The sequence below is a fragment of the Rhodoglobus sp. GW821-FHT12B09 genome, from assembly GCF_058809925.1.
In genome coordinates this window covers 288,303-303,745 of the sequence record NZ_JBXATB010000002.1, presented here as the reverse complement: position 1 = coordinate 303,745, position 15,443 = coordinate 288,303, and the positions used below count along the sequence as shown (strand labels likewise).

General features: G+C 70.9%; 16 protein-coding genes. 11 read left to right on the top strand and 5 right to left on the bottom strand.

What is annotated here, in order from left to right; translation table 11 throughout:
- Position 1: 1 nt before the first annotated feature.
- Positions 2-1,117 carry an alanine dehydrogenase gene (ald, locus tag AC1RTC_RS06005; RefSeq protein WP_493154566.1) on the bottom strand — a complete coding sequence of 372 codons (1,116 nt, stop codon included), beginning with the start codon at positions 1,115-1,117 and terminating at the stop codon, positions 2-4.
- 182 nt (positions 1,118-1,299) lie between these two features.
- On the opposite strand from ald, the gene AC1RTC_RS06000 reads away from it, so the two are divergent.
- The 11 genes from AC1RTC_RS06000 to AC1RTC_RS05950 all read left to right on the top strand — a co-directional run bounded on the left by AC1RTC_RS06000 (position 1,300) and on the right by AC1RTC_RS05950 (position 11,094).
- The gene (locus AC1RTC_RS06000; protein ID WP_493154565.1) at positions 1,300-2,514 is read left to right on the top strand and encodes an ABC transporter substrate-binding protein; all 1,215 of its coding nucleotides are present in this window, start codon (positions 1,300-1,302) and stop codon (positions 2,512-2,514) included.
- Complete coding sequence (locus AC1RTC_RS05995; RefSeq protein ID WP_493154564.1) at positions 2,514-3,713, top strand: ABC transporter ATP-binding protein; 1,200 nt, start codon at positions 2,514-2,516, stop codon at positions 3,711-3,713. Before AC1RTC_RS06000 ends, AC1RTC_RS05995 begins: the two co-directional genes overlap by 1 nt.
- Complete coding sequence (locus AC1RTC_RS05990) at positions 3,713-4,627, top strand: ABC transporter permease (RefSeq protein ID WP_493154563.1); 915 nt, start codon at positions 3,713-3,715, stop codon at positions 4,625-4,627. Before AC1RTC_RS05995 ends, AC1RTC_RS05990 begins: the two co-directional genes overlap by 1 nt.
- Entirely contained in the window at positions 4,624-5,418 is a 795-nt protein-coding gene (locus tag AC1RTC_RS05985; protein WP_493154562.1) for an ABC transporter permease, read from the top strand. The genes AC1RTC_RS05990 and AC1RTC_RS05985 overlap by 4 nt, the downstream gene beginning before the upstream one ends.
- Positions 5,415-6,770: a transaminase gene (locus tag AC1RTC_RS05980; RefSeq protein ID WP_493154561.1), complete on the top strand. Its 1,356-nt coding sequence runs from the start codon at positions 5,415-5,417 to the stop codon at positions 6,768-6,770. The genes AC1RTC_RS05985 and AC1RTC_RS05980 overlap by 4 nt, the downstream gene beginning before the upstream one ends.
- Positions 6,771-6,831: 61 nt before the next feature.
- Positions 6,832-7,407, top strand: coding sequence for a hypothetical protein (locus AC1RTC_RS05975; protein ID WP_493154560.1), 576 nt, complete (start codon positions 6,832-6,834; stop codon positions 7,405-7,407).
- The gene (locus AC1RTC_RS05970; protein WP_493154559.1) at positions 7,404-7,736 is read left to right on the top strand and encodes a hypothetical protein; all 333 of its coding nucleotides are present in this window, start codon (positions 7,404-7,406) and stop codon (positions 7,734-7,736) included. The genes AC1RTC_RS05975 and AC1RTC_RS05970 overlap by 4 nt, the downstream gene beginning before the upstream one ends.
- Entirely contained in the window at positions 7,733-8,524 is a 792-nt protein-coding gene (locus tag AC1RTC_RS05965; protein ID WP_493154558.1) for a WXG100 family type VII secretion target, read from the top strand. The genes AC1RTC_RS05970 and AC1RTC_RS05965 overlap by 4 nt, the downstream gene beginning before the upstream one ends.
- Positions 8,517-9,191: a hypothetical protein gene (locus AC1RTC_RS05960; RefSeq protein WP_493154557.1), complete on the top strand. Its 675-nt coding sequence runs from the start codon at positions 8,517-8,519 to the stop codon at positions 9,189-9,191. Before AC1RTC_RS05965 ends, AC1RTC_RS05960 begins: the two co-directional genes overlap by 8 nt.
- A gap of 9 nt (positions 9,192-9,200) precedes the next feature.
- On the top strand, positions 9,201-9,752 hold the full coding sequence (locus AC1RTC_RS05955; RefSeq protein WP_493154556.1) for a 3'-5' exonuclease: 552 nt from the start codon (positions 9,201-9,203) through the stop codon (positions 9,750-9,752).
- Between the two features lie 13 nt (positions 9,753-9,765).
- Entirely contained in the window at positions 9,766-11,094 is a 1,329-nt protein-coding gene (locus tag AC1RTC_RS05950; RefSeq protein WP_493154555.1) for a hypothetical protein, read from the top strand.
- Here AC1RTC_RS05950 and AC1RTC_RS05945 read toward each other — a convergent pair.
- From AC1RTC_RS05945 to AC1RTC_RS05930, 4 genes are read right to left on the bottom strand one after another with little or no spacing between them, the layout of a single operon-like run.
- A complete protein-coding gene (locus tag AC1RTC_RS05945) occupies positions 11,091-12,473 on the bottom strand; it encodes a hypothetical protein (RefSeq protein ID WP_493154554.1) in 1,383 nt (460 codons plus the stop codon). The two genes, AC1RTC_RS05950 and AC1RTC_RS05945, sit on opposite strands and share 4 nt — an antisense overlap.
- Positions 12,470-13,648: a CaiB/BaiF CoA transferase family protein gene (locus tag AC1RTC_RS05940; RefSeq protein WP_493154553.1), complete on the bottom strand. Its 1,179-nt coding sequence runs from the start codon at positions 13,646-13,648 to the stop codon at positions 12,470-12,472. Before AC1RTC_RS05940 ends, AC1RTC_RS05945 begins: the two co-directional genes overlap by 4 nt.
- Positions 13,645-14,622, bottom strand: coding sequence for a hotdog family protein (locus AC1RTC_RS05935; RefSeq protein WP_493154552.1), 978 nt, complete (start codon positions 14,620-14,622; stop codon positions 13,645-13,647). Before AC1RTC_RS05935 ends, AC1RTC_RS05940 begins: the two co-directional genes overlap by 4 nt.
- Positions 14,619-15,443: an HpcH/HpaI aldolase/citrate lyase family protein gene (locus AC1RTC_RS05930; protein WP_493154551.1), complete on the bottom strand. Its 825-nt coding sequence runs from the start codon at positions 15,441-15,443 to the stop codon at positions 14,619-14,621. The genes AC1RTC_RS05935 and AC1RTC_RS05930 overlap by 4 nt, the downstream gene beginning before the upstream one ends.

The window sequence follows — 15,443 nt, the reverse complement described above, 5'->3', positions numbered from 1 at the left end:
GCTACGCCAGGGCCGCCGCGAGCTCCGTGTGGGGGAGGCCGTGGGCCTCGGCCACCTGGCTGTTGACGACACTGCCCGCGTGGGTGTTGAGGCCGAGCGCGAGCGCGGCATCCGCACGGAGGGCGTCCCGCCAGCCGAGGCTGGCGATCGCGCGCACGTAGGGCATGGTCGCGTTCGTGAGCGCGTACGTGGAGGTATTCGGCACCGCGCCCGGCATGTTGGCGACGCAGTAGAACAGCGATCCGTGCACAGTGAAGGTCGGGTCGGCGTGGGTGGTCGGCCGGGTGTCGGCGAAGCAGCCGCCCTGATCGACGGCGATGTCGACGAGCACGCTGCCCGGCTTCATCCGCGAGACGAGGTCGTTGCTCACGAGCTTCGGGGCCTTCGCGCCGGGCACCAGCACGGACCCGATCACCAGGTCCGCGGTCAGGAGTGCGCGCTCGATCTCGAAGCCGTTGGACGCGATCGTCTTCACCCGGCCCGCGTACAGGGCGTCGAGCTCGCGCAGCCGCTGGATGTTGGTGTCGAGCACGGTCACGTCCGCGCCGAGGCCCACGGCCACGGAGACGGCGCTCGTTCCCGCGACGCCGCCGCCGAGCACGACGATGCTGGCGGGGTGCGTCCCGGGGACGCCGGGGACGAGGAGCCCGGGGCCGCCGTAGGGCTTGAGCATGGCATTGGCGCCTACGATCGGTGCGAGGCGGCCGGCGACCTCGCTCATCGGGGCGAGGAGGGGGAGCGCGCGGGTCGGCAGCTGGACCGTCTCGTACGCGATAGCGGTAACGGAGGCGGCGGTGAGCGCGGCGGTCAGCTCGGCCTCGGCGGCGAGGTGCAGGTAGGTGAAGAGGAGCAGGTCGTCCCGGAAGTAGCCGTACTCCGAGGCGATCGGCTCCTTGACCTTGAGCAGCAGGTCTGCCGCCGACCAGACGGCCGCGGCATCCGGGGCGATCGAGGCGCCGGCGGCGACGTAGGCCTCATCCGGAATGGAGGAGCCGAGGCCCGCCCCTGTCTCGATGAGGACCTCGTGCCCGTGGGCTACAAGGTCATGCACCCCCGCCGGGGTGATCGCGACGCGGAACTCGTTGTTCTTGATCTCTTTCGGAACGGCCACTCTCATGCGGCAAGCGTACCTGTGAGGCACCTCGGATTCCGCACAAGATTCCCGCGCTATGCGACTGATTTCGTGAAATTCTTGTTACGAACGGAACCGTTTGCCCCTTTTAGGCTGCGTCGCGCAAAGGTCGTGTGCCAGTATCGACCCACAGCGAAACCGCGCGCGCCAGGTGAAGGAGTTGCCCAATGACGAGACCCACCCCCCAGGACCCGATGATCGCGGAGCTGGTGTCGATGGCGCGGAGGACGCAGCTCAGCCGCCGCCACCTCCTGCAGGGCGCGGGTATCGGCGCGGGCGCGCTGGCGCTCGCCGCGTGCACACCGGGCGGCGCGGCCGCCCCCAAGCCCGCCGAGGACATCTCGGACACCGACAAGACGCTGACCTGGGGCAACTGGCCCGCCTACATCGACGAGGACGACGACGGCAACTACCCGACGCTTCTGGCCTTCGAGGACCAGACCGGCATCAAGGTCGAGTACAAGGTCGAGATCGACGACAACAACACCTACTACGGCACCATCAAGGACCAGCTGGCCCTCGGCCAGGCGACAGGCTCCGACACCTTCTGCCTGACCGAGTGGATGGTGGCGCGCCTCATCCGGTTCGGCTACGTGCAGGACCTCGACGAGGCGAACATCCCGAACAAGAAGAACCTCGCGCCGGCCCTCCTCAACCCGGACTTCGACCCGGGCCGCGCGAAGTCGCTGCCGTGGCAGAACGGCTTCGCCGGTATCGCCTGGGACACGGAGGCCCTCCCCGACGGCCTCGAGACGCTCGACGACCTGTGGCAGCCCGCCCTGAAGGGCAAGGTCACCGTGCTGAGCGAGATGCGCGACACGATGGGACTCATCCTCCTCAGCCAGGGCGTGGACATCTCGAGCGGCGACTGGGGCACGGACGAGTACGCGAAGGCGATCGAGCTCCTCGAGAAGAACGTCACGAGCGGCCAGATCCTCGGTATCAAGGGCAACGAGTACCTGGAGGACTTCGCGAGCGGCAACGCGATAGCGGGCATCGTCTGGTCCGGCGACATCACCGCGGCCAACCTCGAGGCAGGCTACGAGAAGTTCAAGTTCGCGCTGCCGACCTCGGGCGGCACGCTCTGGGGCGACACTTTCGTGGTGCCGATGGGCTCGCCGCGCAAGAAGAACGCCGAGACGCTCATGAACTACTACTACGAGCCCGAGGTCGCCGCCGAGGTCGCGTCGTGGGTGAACTACATCACCCCCGTGGTCGGCGCCCAGGAGGTGGCGCAGGACAAGTACCCCGAGCTCGCCGACAACCAGCTGATCTTCCCGAACGCGGACACCCTCAGCAACGCCCACATCTTCCGCACGCTCGACTCGGCGGACGACCAGGCGTTCAACGCGGAGTTCCAGCGCGTGAAGCTGGGCGCCTGATGGCGGGTGGGGCCTTCGCGGAGTCCGGTGCGGATCTCGAGCTCGTCGGCATCCACAAGCGCTTCCCCGGCTTCACCGCGATCGAGGACCTCGACCTCCGGATTCCCGCGGGGTCGTTCTTCGCCCTCCTCGGCCCCTCGGGCTGCGGCAAGACGACGACGCTGCGCCTCGTCGCGGGGCTCGAGCAGCCGACCTCCGGCCGCATCCTCATCGGCGGCAAGGACGTCACGGACGTCAAGTCCTTCAAGCGGCCCGTCAACACCGTGTTCCAGAGCTACGCGCTCTTCCCGCACATGACCGTGCTGGAGAACGTCGCGTTCGGACTGCGCCGCCGCGGCATCCCCGACGCGGTGGGCAAGGCCCACGAGGCCCTGCGCCTCGTCGAGCTCGACCACCTCTCCGCGCGCCGGCCGCAGCAGCTCTCGGGCGGCCAGCAGCAGCGCGTCGCACTCGCCCGCGCGATCGTCAACCGCCCCGCCCTGCTCCTGCTCGACGAGCCGCTCGGCGCGCTCGACCTCAAGCTGCGCCGCCAGATGCAGCTCGAGCTCAAGTCGATCCAGACGGACGTCGGCCTGACCTTCCTGCACGTGACCCACGACCAGGAGGAGGCCATGACCATGGCCGACACGGTCGCGGTGATGAACAAGGGCCAGATCGAGCAGATGGGCGCCCCCGAGGAGCTCTACGAGCTGCCGCGCACCGCGTTCGTCGCGAACTTCCTGGGTCAGTCGAACCTGTTCACCGGCCCGGTGACCTCGTCGAAGGGCGACTCGATGGTCGTCGACATCGCGGGCGTGAAGGTCGAGGTGCCCAAGGAGCGCGCCCAGCGCCACACCGGCGAGGTCACCATCGGAGTCCGCCCGGAGAAGCTCATCCTGCACACGTCCGCACCGAAGGCGGCGCCCGGCACGAACGTGCTCGGCCCCGGCCGGGTCACGGATGTCTCGTTCAGCGGTGTGAGCACCCAGTACCAGATCGCGGTGCCGGGCATCGGGCTCATCACGGTGTTCGCGCAGAACATGGTCTTCGGCCCGGTCGTGAACCTCGGCGCGGAGGCCTGGGTGGCGTGGACCGTCGACCACGGCTTCGGTCTCGCGGACGAGCCGGAGCACGCGCCCAAGTTCGCGTCGGACACCGATACCGCCACGATCGCCCTGCAGACCCGGCACGAGCTGCTCGCGGAGATCGAGGAGGGCTGATGGCGTTCGCAGCCTTCGGCAGCTCCGCCGCCCCCGTCGAGCAGGCTCCCCGCCGCCGCAGCTGGGTGGCGCTGGTCCTGCTCCTGCCGGGTCTCGCCTACCTCGCGCTGTTCTTCCTCACCCCGTTCGTCTCGCTCATCCTGACGTCGCTGCAGACGCCGGTGGAGTTCGGCGACGTCGGCCAGTTCCAGCAGGCGTTCAAGATCGAGAACTACGCCATCGTCGTCGAGCAGTACTGGCCGCACTTCCTGCGCGCCTTCGGGTACGCGCTCGCCGCGACCTTCTTCGCGCTCGTGATCAGCTATCCGCTCGCCTACTTCATCGGGGTGAAGGCGCGGCGCTGGCCGCTCATCCAGGCGCTCATGCTCACCCTCGTGATCGCGCCGTTCTTCATCTCCTTCCTCCTGCGCACGCTCGCGTGGAAGGCCCTCATGTCGGACGAGACGCCTCTCGTGCAGGCGCTCAAAGCGCTGTCGATCATCCCGAACGACGGCCACCTCACCGGCACAGCGTTCTCGGTGATCTTCGGCCTCACCTACAACTTCATCCCGTTCATGACGCTGCCGCTCTACACGACCCTCGAGCGGCTCGACACGCGGTACCTCGAGGCGGGCTCCGACCTGTACGCGGGCCCGGCGACCACGTTCTGGAAGGTCACCGTGCCGCTCTCGATGCCCGGCATCGTGTCGGGTACCCTCCTCACGTTCATCCCGGCCTCGGGCGACTACATCAACGCCAGCGCGAGCTTCCTCGGCTCCGCGCAGACGCAGATGGTCGGGAACGTGATCGAGACCAACTTCCTCGGGCTGCTGAACTACCCCGCCGCGGCGGCGCTGTCGGTCATCCTCATGGCGGTCATCCTGCTCGTGGTGGGGATCTACGTGCGGCGCTCGGGAACGGAGGACCTGCTGTGAGGCTCGGCAAGTGGCTGCTCCCGGTGTACAGCGCCCTCGCGCTGGTCTTCCTGCTCATCCCCATCGGGTACACGTTCGTGTTCTCGTTCAACGACTCGACGAAGTCGAACGTCCAGTGGGTGGGGTTCACCTTCGACAAGTGGCTCAACGTCTGCGACGCGCAGGGACTGTGCGCGGCGTTCGGCACGAGCATCGTGGTGGGCCTCGTCGCAACCCTCATCGCCACGGCCCTCGGCACGCTCATGGCCATCGCTCTCGCCCGCTACAAGTTCCGCGCGCGCTCGGCGGTCAGCCTGCTGCTGTTCCTCCCGATGGCGACGCCCGAGGTCGTGCTCGGCGCCGGCCTCGCCGCGCAGTTCCTCACCGCGGGCGTGCAGAAGGGCTTCCTCACCATCATCATCGCCCACGCGCTCTTCTGCCTGAGCTTCGTGGTCGTCACGGTCAAGGCGCGCGTCGCGAGCCTCGACCCCGCGCTCGAGGAGGCGGGCCGCGACCTCTACGGCTCGCCCGGCCAGGTGTTCTGGAAGATCACCTTCCCGCTCCTGCTGCCCGGCATCATCGCCGCGGCGCTGCTGTCGTTCGCGCTGAGCTTCGACGACTTCATCATCACGCGCTTCAACAACGGCCCCGTCGAGACCTTCCCGATCTGGATCTACACGGCTGCTGCCCGCGGCGTGCCCGCCGAGGCCAACGTCATCGCCTCCGCGGTCTTCCTGCTCGCGCTCGTGATCGTCATCGTCGCGCAGACCACCTCGGCCGCGCGGCGCAAGCGCCTGGCCAAGACCCAGTGACATACCAGGACAGAGCCCGGCTGGCCGGGCTCTGGGAGTCGGAGCTCGAGGTGTTCCGGGCCGCGCGGCCGCGCTCCGAGGAGCAGTGGGAGCGCGCGATCCAGCACATGCCGGACGGCGTCCCCATGCTCTGGATGGCCAAGTGGCCGGGGCCGTGGCCGGTGTACGTGAGTGCGGCATCCGGCGCCCATTTCGAGTGCGTCGACGGGATCGACCACGTGGACCTCTGCCTGGGCGACACGGGCGCGATGTGCGGCCACGCGCCGCAGGCCTCGGTGCGGGCGATCACGGCGCAGCTGGCCAAGGGCTCGACGTTCATGCTCCCGACCGAGGAGGCGGCGGCCGCCGCCGAGGCGCTCGCGGGCCGGTTCCGCGTGCCGGTGTGGCAGTTCTCCCTCTCGGCCACCGACGCGAACCGGAGCCTCATCCGCTACGCGCGCCAGGTGACCGGGCGACCGCGCGTCCTCGTGCACGACCACAGCTACCACGGCACCGTCGACGAGGCCTACGCGACCCTGGACGACAACGGCGACGTCGTGAGCCGCCGCGGCAACATCGGCGCGCCCGTCCCGCTGGAGCAGACCACCGCGGTCGTGCAGTTCAACGACATCCCGGCCCTCGAGTTCGCGCTCTCTGCCGGAGACATCGCCGCGGTGCTCATCGAGCCGGCCCTCACCAACATCGGCATCGTGCTGCCCGAGCCCGGCTACCACGAGGCCGTGCGCGAGCTGTGCACGCGGTACGGCGCCCTGCTGATCATCGACGAGACCCACACCTTCAGCGCGGGCCCCGGCGGCATGACGGAGACCCTCGACCTGCACCCCGACGCCGTGGTCCTCGGCAAGAGCATCGGCGGGGGCATCCCGGCCGGTGCGTACGGGATGACGCGGGAGTTCGCCCTCGCCGTGCGGGAGTCACTGGAGCTCGAGGACATCGACGTCGGGGGAGTGGGCGGAACACTGGCCGGCAACGCGGTCTCGCTCGCGGGCATCCGGGCCACTCTCGGCGAGGTGCTCACGCCCGCGGCGTTCGAGCACATGATCGACCGGTGCACGGAGTGGACGGCGGGGGTGCAGGCCGCGCTCGACGAGTTCGAGGTGCCGTGGCAGGTCACCCAGCTCGGTGCGCGCGCCGAGTACAGCTTCCGGCCGGACGCGCCGGTCAACGGCGCGGAGGCTGCGGCGGCGGACGACTTCGAGCTCCAGCAGTACCTGCACCTGCACGCCCTCAACCGCGGCATCCTGATGACGCCGTTCCACAACATGGCGCTCATGTGCCCGCAGACGACCGCCGCCGACGTGGAGCGGCACACCGTCGCGTTCCGCGAGGCCGTCGTGTCGTTGTACGCCTGATCGCGGGGAATAATCCGAGGTTAACTCGCGCGGCAGCCGTGCCGCCCGATAGGTTTCAAGAATGACCGACTATGACTTCCGGGCCAGTCTCGAGGGGATCGTCGAAGACGGCCACGAGGCACTCGCACGCCAGCGCGAGCTCGATGACGAGCGGGCAGCGCTCATCGCCAGTGTTCTGGGGGATGCCCCGGCGGCGCCCAGCACCGTTCGCGTGACCGTCGACGACCGCTACCTGGTGGAGGCCATCGAGTTCGACGAGGCCGCGCGCGAGCTCGCCCCCAGCCAGCTCCTGCAGCAGATCACGGCGGCCATCATGACCGCCACGGCGCGGCCGGTGCCCGTGATCGCCCCGATCGACCTCCGGGCCGCTGCCGAGGGCGACCCCGACGCGGGAGCGGGCCTCCTCGACCGGCTGCGCGGCCTCGAGCTCGGCGAGCCCCAGCGCTTCGCCGACGACTTCGGCAACTTCGGCGTCTCGGCCCACCTCGGGTCGGTCACGTCGATCGACGCGCTCGACCGCTGGGTGGCCTCGTCGCCGCTGAAGCTCGTCGGCGAGGAGATCGCGCGGATCTCGCGCACAGCCATGCTCGCGACCGACAGTCTCGGCTGGCACACGACAGGAGGGGGTGCACGATGAGCTACGAGCCCACCATCACGGGCAACGTCGACGATCTGCGGAAAGACGCCGACACGATCTGGGATCCGGCCCGCGAGACGCTCGCGGCTGTGCGGGAGATGCTGCCGACGGACCTGCCCGACTACGTCTACTCGTTCATCCCCGGCGCGCGGGAGGTCTGGCAGGAGATGAAGGCAGCCTCCGAGAGCGTGGAGACCTACCTCCTCCAGGGCGAGGTGGCGCTGACGGCGCTCCGCGACGCCGTGCTCTGGGCCGCGCTCGACATCATCGGCACGGAGGCCTCCGTGCAGGACGACATCGCCGAGATCAGGGAGCAGCTGCGCTCATGACCAGTTACGTGAACGTCCTGCGCCAGATGGCGACCGCGGCGTGCGACCGGGCCGAGGACGCCGTCGACTTCCTGGACAAGAACGCCGTCGCCCTCGCGACCCTCGGCGCCGACAACACGATCCACCAGTGGCCGCCGCTCATCGTGGTCAGGCCGCAGCTCATCCAGGGCAATGTCGCGCAGATCAGGTTCGTGCTGCCGCTGCTGCGCCGCATCATCGAGCTCGACCGCACGGCGGTCAAGTACATGGGCGACCCCGATGAGCTGAGGCGCGTCGCGACCGCCCTGAGCGGCGCCGACCAGAACAGCGCGCGCGGCCGGATGACCGCGCTGAGGGACAGCCTCAACCCGAACTACATGCCCACCCGGCTGAGCTGGGAGGGGCGCGCCGCCGACTCGTACCGCCTCTACGTCGGCGACCAGCCCGGCGCTGTCGAGGCGGTGCTCGCGCCGATCAACACGATGTCCGACGTGCTGCACTCGGTCGCGCAGGGGATCGAGGACTTCTACGTCGCCCTCGCCGGTGCCGCGATCTCGCTCTCCAAGGTCGTGATCGACCTCGTGGTGGCGATCCTGGGGGCCGTCGCCGCCGGCACCGGCATCGGAATCGCGGTCGCCGCACTGGGCATCGTCGCCGCCATCCTCGACATCGCCGCGGCGCTGCTGGCCGTCGGGACGACCTTCCTCAACACCCAGCACGACAATGAGGACCAGCTGGTCAAACTCGGCCCGAGCCTTCCCGGCACGTGGCTCAAGCCCCTCGTCGGCGACGGCCCTCCCGGTGGCTGAGCGGGCCGGGCTGCGGCACACCGCCGGGATCGCGTCGGCCCTCCTCGTGCTCGCGCTCGCGGCCTGCACCACGGGGGGCGGGGACGGGGCTCCGGGCGAGACCGCCCAGCACGCCGCCGAGCGGTACCTCGGCTACCTCGCGGACGGGGACGCGGCCTCGGCGCTCGCCATGGTCCCCTCGTTGACGGACAGCCCTGACAAGGTCTACGCGGGCGTCGAGCTGCTCGCGGACGACGTGCTCGCGGCCGCGGAATCCCGCATCGAGAACCCCGAGATCACGGCGGAGTCCGACGGGGCTGGCTCGACCGCCACGTTCGACGTGACGTACTCGCTCGCCGGCGAGGCGAGAAGCGGCCGGCTCATGATGCAGCTCGACGGCTCCGACTGGGTGGTGGGCTCGGCGGACGGCAAGGGGGCCCTCGTCGTCGAGCTCGTGCCGGCGCAGGGCGACCCCGTGCCCGCGACCTTCGAGATCGCGGGCAGGACGGTGGGCGTGGCGGAGAACGGCAGGCCGGGGTTCCTGCTCTTCCCGGGGGTCTACTCGATCCGGGTCGACCTCGATCCGTCGCTCCTCGTCGACGCGGCGACCGCCCTCGAGACGACTGTCGAGATCGGCTTCGACGGCCAGCCGACGCGCGTCGAGATCCCGGTGTCGTCGGTGCCGTAGTCTCGCTGCGTGTCCAAAGAGATCTTCGTCTCCGTCGATGTCGAGACGTCGGGTCCGCACCCGCGGGAGCACGCGATGCTCTCGATCGGCGCGTGCCTGGTCGACCAGCCCGAGCGGAGCTTCTACGTCGAGCTCGTCCCGACCACGCGCACCGCTGTGCCGGAGGCGCTCGCCGTGAGCGGGCTCTCCCTGGACGAGCTCGCGCGCACCGGCATCGACCCCGAGACAGCGCTCCGCCAGTTCGAGGAGTGGCTCGGGGAGCTCTCCGGGCCGCCCGTCTTCACGGCGTTCAACGCCGCGTTCGACTGGATGTTCATCGACGACTACTTCAGCCGCTTCCTCGGCCGGAACCCGTTCGGGCACGCCGCGCTCGACATCAAGGCGTACTACATGGGCCTGGCCGACTCGACGTGGGCGGAGACGAGCATGCGATTCCTCTCGCCCCTCTATCTGGGCGGGCGCCACTTGGAGCACAATGCTCTCAGCGACGCCCGCGACCAGGCCGAGCTGTTCCGCGCTCTTCGGGCCGAGGCTCACTCGCGAAGGCCCTCCGCAGACTGAGAGGACGCCCCCGATGCCCGACGCCACCGCCGATGTCCAGTCCATAGTCGAGTCGGCCCGCCGGCTCGGGATCGAGCTCGACGAGGAGAGCACCGTCCAGTGGCTCGCGGCGATCGCGGCCTCCGGCGACGGGGGCGGCGACGTCGTCGTGGACACCTCGAGCGGCACCTTCGGCCACCGCATCTCGATGCTCGACTTCAGCCCGCGTGACCTCGAGCGGTTCCGCCGGATCGGGAGGATCGTGGGGGTGACCGGGCCCGCGGGCGTCGCGGAGAGCGCGCTGGCCCTCTCCGGGTCGGCGGCACAGTCGAAGATCCAGAGCTTCCCGGGCGACTGCGACTTCTTCCAGCGGCTGAACATCGTCGCGCCGACGCGGGAGCAGGCCTGCGGCATCCTTGCCACCCTGCTCCGCGACCACGTACTGGCGACCGCCCGCGGTGCGACATACCAGTTCCTGGAGGCCAAGCTCGGGTCGTGGCCGGCCGACTGCTCGCAGGGCGGCGTGGAGCGGCGCAAGGGCAGCCCCATCACGTGGAAGATCGCCGACATCGAGGCGGGGGAGATCCGCGCCGAGGCCGCCGACGGGCCGATCGTCCTCCGCTGGGACGAGGTGGCACTCGATCCCGGCTGGTGCAAGCTCGACTGGGTGGTCACCGACGAGGGGCGCAGGCAGCTGTCGAACGCGAGCAATGTCATCGACGTGACGTGGGAGGCGCCGGGCGGCGACATCGTCTCGCTGGACGGCTACCTCGACGCGTTCTTCCAGGAGGTCTACCTCGACGCGGGCGCGGTGCCGGTGTTCGCCAAGGTCGCCAAGTACGTGTCGGATGACGCGCTCGACGAGTATGTCGACCGGCTCGAGGACGAGGTGCGCAAGTACCTCACCGACCACCTGAACTACGGCAAGGCCGCCAAGCGGATGTACAACGTGTTCCGGCTGAGCGGGCGGCACCTGGACGCCGCGTTCGTGCGGGAGCTGTTCGACGAGCCGACCACGATCCTGTACCAGGTGTGGTCGCTCATCGTCACGCTCGAGAACGCGACCGAGCCGGGGTCGGCGATCCCGATCGAGGCCGTGCAGGCCCAGGCCGACGCGCTCATCCTGGAGGTGGTCGACGCGCTCGACGGCGTGGAGGAGTCCGCGATCGTGAAGGCGCTCATCCAGCTGCGCCAGACCCTGGAGGGGCAGTCCACGGGGGAGCAGCGCACCGCCGAGGTCGAGGCCGCGCAGGGCCAGGTCGTCAACCTCATCAACACGTTCTACCGGGAGAAGCTCGTCGCGATGCCCGCGATCAAGGAGTACATCGACGCGATCCAGGGCGCCGCCGGGAGTGCCGCCTAGACCTGCGCGAACCCGATCCCGAGGTGGTTGCAGACCGCCCGGAGATCGTCGGCGACGTGGCGGTCGGTGGCGCAGGAGTGGTGTCCGACGCCCGCGGAGCCCCAGCGCTGCCACGCCTCCGCGATCGGCCCCGACCCGAACTCGAACGCCGCGTTGACCGTGCCGGAGTCGGGGGCTGTGCGCTCCGTGAACCGTCCCTCCGCCACCACGACGGTGAGCGCGCCGTCCGGCCCGGAGGCGACTCCGACGAGGCTCGCGGGGCCGGCGGCGAGGGAGAACAGCGCTGATGCCGTGGCACGCTCGCGCGGGAACCACGGGTTGTTGATGATGCGCCGCTCGGTCGAGGCGGTGAAGCGCGCGTCGTGCTCGCCCGAGTTGGCGAGGATCGCCTCGTGGGAGACCTCGTCGAGCGCCTCGATCTCGTGGTAGAGCGTCGGAGCCCCGAGTGAGGCCACGAGCAGCATCGCGAGGGAGGTGGCGACGTCGCCCGTGCAGGTCCAGGGCACGCCCGACGAGGTCGAGCGGCCCAGGGCGAAGCACGGGGCCGAGCCGAGCTGCGGGTCGAGCCGCAGTTGCGCGACATGGCAGTTGAGCGTGCCGGCGGAGAGCCTGCCGTCGTCGACGAGCGAGTCGAGGGCCACCGAGTAGCGCAGCGCGGTGTCGAGGGCGGCGGGCTCCACGTCGGCGTCGACGCTGAATCCCTCGAGGCGGGCCCGGGCAGCACCCACCTCCTCCGGCGTCACCGCGCGGATGCGCCCGGCGAGCTCGTCGGGAGTGCTCGCCACGACCTCGATGCCGATGCGCGCGAGGCGCTCGTCGGGCACGCGGGCCCACTCGTAGCCGGGGATCGTGGACCCGACGACGCCCAGCCGGGCGCGGCGCACCGCCCCGGCGGCGCAGGCTCGGCGCACGGCGTCGCCGATCGCCGCGGAATCCGTGATCTCGCCGGCGACCAGGTCGAAGGGGCGGCCCTGCCGTGTCAGGGCGGCGCCGATCATGGGGCTGCCGACGGTGCCGCCGCGCAGGGTGATACCGGTGTGGCTCAGGTTCTCGTCGACCGCGAGCCCCAGATGGGCGGCCCAGATCACGAGCGGCGTCCTATCGAGAGCGGCGAGCAGCTCCAGCACCGCGCCCGGGGAGGCCGCCATGGTCGAGACCACCACGAGCGCGTCGACCTCCCGGTCGAGCGAGGCCACGAGGGCGGCGATGTCGTCGCCCGGCTGCACAGTCGCCTGCCAGGCGATGCTGGCCCCGCCCGCCTCGATGGTCGCGGCCCCGACCTCGCCGAGGGTGCGCCGGTCGGCGGCGAAGTCGCCCTCGACGGCGGACTCCCAGAAGTCCCAGTACGGGTGGATGATCCCGACGCGGCGCGCGGTCATGGCTTGTCCTGTCGTTCGAAGTCGTCTGCGGTGTTCTCGCCCAGCGCCGGGATGGGCCCGGGCACGGCGCCCACGCCGTCGAAGAGCAGCGGGAGGCGGGGGAGGCGGAACCGGGTGCCGTCCTCGTGGAGCGCGCGCGGGTCGTCGACGGGCTGGAAGAGCCCGCGCTCCTCGAGGTGCGGGTCCTGCCGCACGTCCGCGATGGTCTGCACCACGCCCGCGGGCTGCCCGGCCTCGCGCAGCAGCCGCGCGGCCTCCGACCTGCTGAGGGGGGCCGCCCAGGCCTCGAGCGCCGGGATCACGAGATCGTGCATCCGCTCGGCGCGCTTGAGCACCGAGTCGAGCTCGGGGGAGGCGACGAGGTCCTCCCGCCCGATCGCCGCACAGCACCTGCGCCACATCTCGTCGGTGGGGATGACCATCGAGACCCAGCCGCCGTCCCCGGCGCGGAAGCTGCCGACCGGGCTGAACCGGTCCGCCCCGCGGGTCGGCACCTCGCCGGTGAACTCGTGCAGCGTGAGCGGCCGCTCCAGGAATGCGGCGCCGATGTCGTACATCGAGGCGTCGACGTGCGTGCCGCGGCCGGTGCTCTGGCGGGCGACGAGCGCTGCCAGGATGCCCACTGCCGCGTAGACGCCGCCCAGGATGTCCATGGTCGCCATCGGGGCGAGGCCGGGGGGCGAGTCGGCCGTGGCGCCCAGAAGGCTGCTGAGGCCGCTCATGGCCTGGATGACCGAGTCGAATGCGGGCCACGCCGCGTACGGCCCGGTCTGGCCGAAGCCGGAGATCTCGCAGACCACGAGAGCGGGGAAGCGCGCGGATGCCTCCTCCCGCCCCAGCCCGTACTTCGCGAGCGACCCGGGCCGCAGGTTGGACACCAGCACGTCCGCGCCGCCGAGCAGCTCGTCGAGGCGCGTGCGCCCCTCCGGGGTGGTGAGGTCGAGCTCCACCGACTTCTTGCCCCTGTTGTAGGACGCGAACCCGCCGCTCAGGGTGCCGTTGGCGTCGGTGCGCCGCGGGTCGTACGAGCGACGGGGGTCGCCGACACCCGGAAGCTCGATCTTGATGACCTCGGCACCCGCGTCGGCGAGGATCGACGTGCAGTACGGCGCGCCGATGTACTGCTCCAGCGAGACGACCCGGATGCCGGCGAGCAGGGTCACGGGATTCGTCACAGGGCGCCCCCGGTCAGCAGCAGGACGGGGCGCCACTCGAGCACGACCACCGGGTCGGCCCCTGGCCGGTGCGCCGTGGCGCGCACCGTGGCGTCGGCGATGCGGAACCGCTCGTCGGCCTCCACAGCGACCACCGTGGTCTCGAACGTCAGCAGGTCGTCCTCGTAGACCGGTGCCAGGTGGTCGCAGCTGCGCCAGGCGAGCACTGTGAGCAGGTCGGGGGTCAGCCGCGACAGCGAGGCCTGGGCGAGAGCGACGGTGTGGCCGCCGAACACGAGCCGCGCCCCGCCACTGCCGGCCCTGGCGTCCCGGTGCGCCGCGGCGCGGTTCTGGGTGAGCCGCACGAGCTCGCGCGCCGACGACGCGGTGTCGGCGAGCGGGTCGGCCCACGGCTCGCCGACCGCGAGCGCCCGGGAGGCGTGGCCTGCCGGATTCGCCCACTCGCGCGGCACGTACTGCCAGTAGTCGCCCAGCGGCCGTGGCGCAGCCGTCGCCGGGAGGGTGCCGGCGGTCATCCGGCCGGGATCGCCGACGGGCAGCAGGGCGAGGCGCTGGTAGCGCGCCACCGGCTCGTCGTCGGATGTGGTCACGCGCATGTCGAGCAGGACTTTCGCCCGGGCGGTGCCGGAGCTGGTCCAGGCGGCCACGAGCGGGGTGACCACGGTGCGCAGGGTCTCGCCCACGTGCACCTGGCGGTCGAGAGTCAGGTTGTCGTACCGCAGGTTCGCGATGACCCGGCCGGTGGCGACTGTCGACTGCCCGATCGAGAGCGCGATCACCAGGCAGGGGTTGGCGAGTCGCTCGGCCCGGCCGGTGAGCCCGCGCGACAGGGGGGCGCTGAGGGCCGGCCTCAACTGGTCGCCGCTGATCGCAAGGTACTGCGCGGCGATCCCCTCGTCGACGGTGATGTCGGGGGCCGGGTCGAGCGCGATGCCGGGCAGGAGGTCTTCGGCGTAGGGCGGTGCGGCGGTCATCCGTGCGTCTCCAGCAGCAGCCGGGCCCACCGCACCGTGGCGGCGTCGCCCATTGTCCCGTCGACAGTGAAGGCGCCGTGTCCCGCCGCGGTGCTCTCCTCGAGTGCGGCCAGAACGCGACGGGCCTCGTCGAGCTCCGCCTCGCCCGGCGTGAACACCTCGTTGACCACCGCGACCTGGGCGGGGTGGATGCACGCCCGGGAGCCGAACCCGCGGTCGCGCAGCAGCACCGTCGAGGCGCGGAACGCCGCGAGGTCCGAGTAGTCGGCGTCCACCGGTCCCACGGCGGGCGCGAGCCCGCGGATCGCGGTCTCCATCACGATCCGTGCCCGATAGGGCACCATCGCCTCTTCGGAGGAGTCCCGGATGCGCAGGTCGGCGCGGAGGTCGACCTCGCCGAGCTGGGCGAGGGAGTCGGCGGGCACGGGCGAGAGCTGCGGCATCCCGACCAGACCGCGCGCGCTCTCGACGAGGACGCCGACCCGGGCGCCTCCCGCACGACAGGCCGCGACTGCCGCGTCGAACCACTCCCCGGGCTCGGCCTTGGGCAGCCAGACGCCGTCGATGCCGTGCGGCACGAGCGCCGCGATCTCGTCGAGCCCACGGGCGCCGCCGTTGACCCGTACCCAGCGCTCGCCCGCTCCCGGCTCGGTTGCCGTGAAGGCGACGGCCCCCTCGAGGGCCGCGTCCTTCCTGGAGGGCGCCACGGCGTCCTCGAGGTCGATGATGATCGCGTCTGCTCCGCGACCCTCGGCCCTCGCGAGCATCTCGGGCCGGTCGGCGGGAACGTAGAGGTGCGAGCGGAGCTGTCGCGCGGTCAT

Excerpts from the sequence above, each read along its gene's own strand:
- ald (WP_493154566.1), bottom strand. The coding sequence starts at position 1,117 with ATGAGAGTGGCCGTTCCGAAAGAGATCAAGAACAACGAGTTCCGCGTC.
- AC1RTC_RS06000 (WP_493154565.1), top strand. The coding sequence starts at position 1,300 with ATGACGAGACCCACCCCCCAGGACCCGATGATCGCGGAGCTGGTGTCG.
- AC1RTC_RS05995 (WP_493154564.1), top strand. The coding sequence starts at position 2,514 with ATGGCGGGTGGGGCCTTCGCGGAGTCCGGTGCGGATCTCGAGCTCGTC.
- AC1RTC_RS05990 (WP_493154563.1), top strand. The coding sequence starts at position 3,713 with ATGGCGTTCGCAGCCTTCGGCAGCTCCGCCGCCCCCGTCGAGCAGGCT.
- AC1RTC_RS05975 (WP_493154560.1), top strand. The coding sequence starts at position 6,832 with ATGACCGACTATGACTTCCGGGCCAGTCTCGAGGGGATCGTCGAAGAC.
- AC1RTC_RS05970 (WP_493154559.1), top strand. The coding sequence starts at position 7,404 with ATGAGCTACGAGCCCACCATCACGGGCAACGTCGACGATCTGCGGAAA.
- AC1RTC_RS05965 (WP_493154558.1), top strand. The coding sequence starts at position 7,733 with ATGACCAGTTACGTGAACGTCCTGCGCCAGATGGCGACCGCGGCGTGC.
- AC1RTC_RS05950 (WP_493154555.1), top strand. The coding sequence starts at position 9,766 with ATGCCCGACGCCACCGCCGATGTCCAGTCCATAGTCGAGTCGGCCCGC.
- AC1RTC_RS05945 (WP_493154554.1), bottom strand. The coding sequence starts at position 12,473 with ATGACCGCGCGCCGCGTCGGGATCATCCACCCGTACTGGGACTTCTGG.
- AC1RTC_RS05935 (WP_493154552.1), bottom strand. The coding sequence starts at position 14,622 with ATGACCGCCGCACCGCCCTACGCCGAAGACCTCCTGCCCGGCATCGCG.
- AC1RTC_RS05930 (WP_493154551.1), bottom strand. The coding sequence starts at position 15,443 with ATGACCGCGCGACAGCTCCGCTCGCACCTCTACGTTCCCGCCGACCGG.